The organism is Trebonia sp. (assembly GCF_030042015.1).
Lineage (GTDB): Bacteria > Actinomycetota > Actinomycetes > Streptosporangiales > Streptosporangiaceae > Trebonia.
In genome coordinates this window covers 1-3,468 of the sequence record NZ_JASIAL010000419.1, presented here as the reverse complement: position 1 = coordinate 3,468, position 3,468 = coordinate 1, and the positions used below count along the sequence as shown (strand labels likewise).

Below are 3,468 nucleotides of genomic sequence, written 5' to 3'. Positions count from 1 at the left end.
ATCTGGCCGGGGTGAACAGCACCTCAAACCAGTGCTCGTGCAGCAGCACGGTGAGCATGTGCCCGAAGTTCACGCCATCTTCACCCCTTCTCCCGTGATGATCGTACAATGAGGCGGCTAAACAGGGCACGGCATATTCAGTCGCTGTCCGGCGATGTACCAGGAAGCCATTTGTGTCCGAAGCCATGCGGTAGTTTGATGCCGTTTGGCGGAATTCCGGGGCGAGTCGGAGGTTGGCGGCTGAGACCATTCTGCCGCTTGTCCTGCGCGACCCCGCGGTGGTTTTAATTTGGTTTTAATTTGCCGGAGCCTGGCTTCCGGCGTGATGGCGGCGGGCGAACGGAGCACCGCTGGTGGGATCGCCTGGCTGGGCGGTTACGGTGCGGGCGGCCAAGCCCGCCCGCCGCCAAGCCGCCGCCGATGTCCTCCGCCAGATCTTCAACGCCTGCACCGGCAAGGGACGCCGATGAACGCCAACCCGGGCCCCGGCCCGGCCAATACACGGTCAAGTAACACGACAGCCGCCAATCAGGGTTTGATCTGCGGCTTTCCGTCGTCACGCGGCACCCGCCGCCCGGCGCTGCTGTGGTCAGCCGATGACGCGATATGCCCGATATGCGTGGATCTCGGAACCAGACATTCCGGGCAGGCCGGTTATCGTGGAAGAAAAGGCCGGTCAGGGGCGGTCATATCTTCCACGTAGTCCGGCCGGGCGCGTGCAAGGCCAGCGGGAGGGGCTGCTGTGACGGACGGGGAAATGGGCCGAGCCGGGGACAAGCCGGGGACGACCGGCCAGGCAAAGGCATCGCAGCAGGCCAACAGCCAAATGGCGGCTGCCATGGTAACCCGCAAGGCGGTCAAGCTACTAACCCAGTGCGGTATTGGATGATCTGCGGGCTTTACGGCCGCACGTGGCCGCCGCAACGTATGAGACTTCGCGTCGGCGCGGAGCCGCAGCGGCCGAGAACGTGCACCGGGTGGCCAAGGGGAACGAACCGCTCTATGTCGTCACGTGACACGACCTGCGCTCCGACGCGAGCCGGACCGGCGGCCCAGCGGGCACGCCGAGCCCGCCGCGTCGGCCCTCGGCATTCACTCCTTCAGGGAAGCCAGGACTACGCCGTCTCTGAGTTTATGCATGGAACCGAGAATCTCCCGGATATCGGCGGCCTCATCGTTCCTGATCTCCCGGCCGATCAGATTGCTTATGGCTCGCCCGAGTTCCCGGTCCGGCGAATTTACATAGTGCTCGAAGGTGCGATGCAGCGCACGAAGGCGCCAGTGGCCCCATAGCTCAGGCATATACTCGGCGATTTTCGTCAGCAGCGACACCCAGGACGAGGGGTTCAGCCCGATGACACCGGGAATATCCGGCGCCATACGGTAGATAGCCTGACTGGTGGACGCGAGCTTCATCTCGCCGCCGCCATACTTGCCGTGAATCGAGTCCCAGGCGTCCTTCCATTTTGCCCGGTGCCGAACTTTGTCCTTGAGTGACACCGATGGGTCGTCTAGCAACTGCTGGAGCTGGCCCAGTTTAGTGCGGAGTTCTGTGAATTCTTCGCGTACAGAGAGCGCCGACGCGAAAACGTTATCGAATGAGCGAGTCTGGCTGAATATCTCGTAGCCTATTGGCGGAAGCGGAACGCTCACATACGCGGACGGATCGATTCGGACTTGCTGTCGCATCGCAACGACAGCCGAGGACAGGGACGCATAGTGGCCAGTGAGGTCACATACGCTGTGATCCGCCCTGACGTTGGCCGAGATTTCATAAAAGATTAGCTGAAGTGGCATGAGACTCGCCGGGCGCTCGAATATCCGCTCCATGTAGAGGGAGTTTGCTGCCTGCAGGATCATCGTGCCGAAGGCGTCGTTATCGGCCTCAATGCTGTTTTCCGGCTTGATCTGCGGAAGTGCTGATATCTTGACCGCGAAGGGATCTTGCTGTTGCAGGCTGCTAACCCTAGCGCTGTTTACTGTCTCATATGAGATCACTCCGGCCGCCTGCCAGCCCGACAGCATCTCCCTGACCAGGTTACGCCCTTCCGTTTCGTCCTCTGTAGGCGGCCGGTCATCCTCAATGGTGGTGATCATAATTTCATCCCGCAGCACAAGCTGTTCCGCAAGGCTGCAGAACTGAAGAGAGTGAAAAAGGTCGCGCTCTTGGTAGAGACCCGCTAGCAGCAATGCAAGCATGTCGATATCGAGAACGGCATTATTGGTACCTTGGAAGACCATCTGCTGCCCCCGCCTCCTTGGTATGCGGAAATCAAAATTAGCTAAGCTCGCCCCGCTTGGGGCCGAATACCCGGCGGAGCGCGACGCGACCCTGGTCTGCTGAACACTTTACGGCTCCGATCGGCAAGTAGTAGGTGTAAGGGACGGCAGGAGGGAGAGCCGTGACATCGGATGGGGCGCGGCCGGCTTTCTCCCGGCGAACTCGGACGGACTCCTGCGGGTTGCCGGCCACCAGGCGCTCAACGGGCAGCAGGCAATCGAGTTCCAGTCGACCACGGACGGGATCCTGACCCTGCGCTTGTGGGTCAATGCCAGTACCTACCTGCCGGTGCGATCGGTGACAACCGGGCTGACCGGTGATCCGAATCCTGGCCGGACGTGGACAGAAACCGAACAGCACGCATTTCTCAGTCCAACCCAGGCCAATCTCGCCCGCTTGCGCGTCAGCGTGCCGCCAGGCTTCACAGAGGCCCCGTCTTCGCCTGCGCAGGGGTAGTCCGGCCGTCGCCAGCGCGCCTGCACCCGCCCGCGGGAGACCGGGGTAGTCTTCGGCCGAAGAAGTAATGTCGCAAAGTGGTGCCCCAGTGACCACCGCGGTCATGGGCTCGGCGGGAGGCGTCAGTGGAAATCGCAGCGGTTGCCGGCGCTGCTGTCGTGCTGCTGGTGATCATGGGAATGTCGGTCTACGCGGCGCGCACGCTGCCGCCTGACGCCCAGATCCCCATCCACCATGGCATCGGCGGCTACAACAACTGGGTGTCAAAAAGTACGGGCCTCGTCATCTGGGCGGCGATAGGGGCAGTCATCTTCGTGATCACGGCGGTTACGGCCGCCAGTGCGCACGCCGGGAGCAAGTCAACGCCGAGTCTTATCCTGCCCTTCGTGCTGCTGGTCGTTGCCTGCGGCCAGTACGGCGCGATCAGGGCCGCGCAGCGCCAGGGCGGCGGCGCGGCTGGCCAGTTCCGCGATTAGTGCAAGATGACGGTCCGATTGCCGTTGAGAAGCACCCGGTGCTCGGCGTGCCAGGTGACCGCGCGCGCAAGGACCTGCGCCTCGACGTCACGGCCGGCCTCGGCGAGCCGCTGCGGCGGGTAGGTGTGATCGACGCGGATCACGTCCTGCTCGATGATCGGTCCCTCGTCCAGGTCCGGCGTGACGTAATGCGCGGTCGCGCCCACCAGCTTGACGCCCTTGGCATACGCCTGGTGATAGGGCTGGGCGCCCTTG

Annotated in this window: 3 protein-coding genes; 1 reads left to right on the top strand and 2 read right to left on the bottom strand. The window is 62.9% G+C overall.

The annotated features are described in order from the left end of the window. Nucleotides 1–1,092: 1,092 nt before the first annotated feature. Nucleotides 1,093–2,241, bottom strand: coding sequence for a hypothetical protein (locus Q1N79_RS22585; protein WP_300612146.1), 1,149 nt, complete (start codon nucleotides 2,239–2,241; stop codon nucleotides 1,093–1,095). Between the two features lie 621 nt (nucleotides 2,242–2,862). Here Q1N79_RS22585 and Q1N79_RS22580 point away from each other — a divergent pair. Then, nucleotides 2,863–3,213, top strand: a complete 351-nt coding sequence (locus Q1N79_RS22580; protein ID WP_300612144.1) for a hypothetical protein — start codon at nucleotides 2,863–2,865, stop codon at nucleotides 3,211–3,213. On the opposite strand, the gene Q1N79_RS22575 is transcribed toward Q1N79_RS22580, so the two are convergent. Further along, a partial coding sequence (locus Q1N79_RS22575; protein WP_300612142.1) for a formyltransferase family protein occupies nucleotides 3,210–3,468 on the bottom strand: 259 nt, incomplete at its 5' end. The genes Q1N79_RS22580 and Q1N79_RS22575 overlap by 4 nt on opposite strands.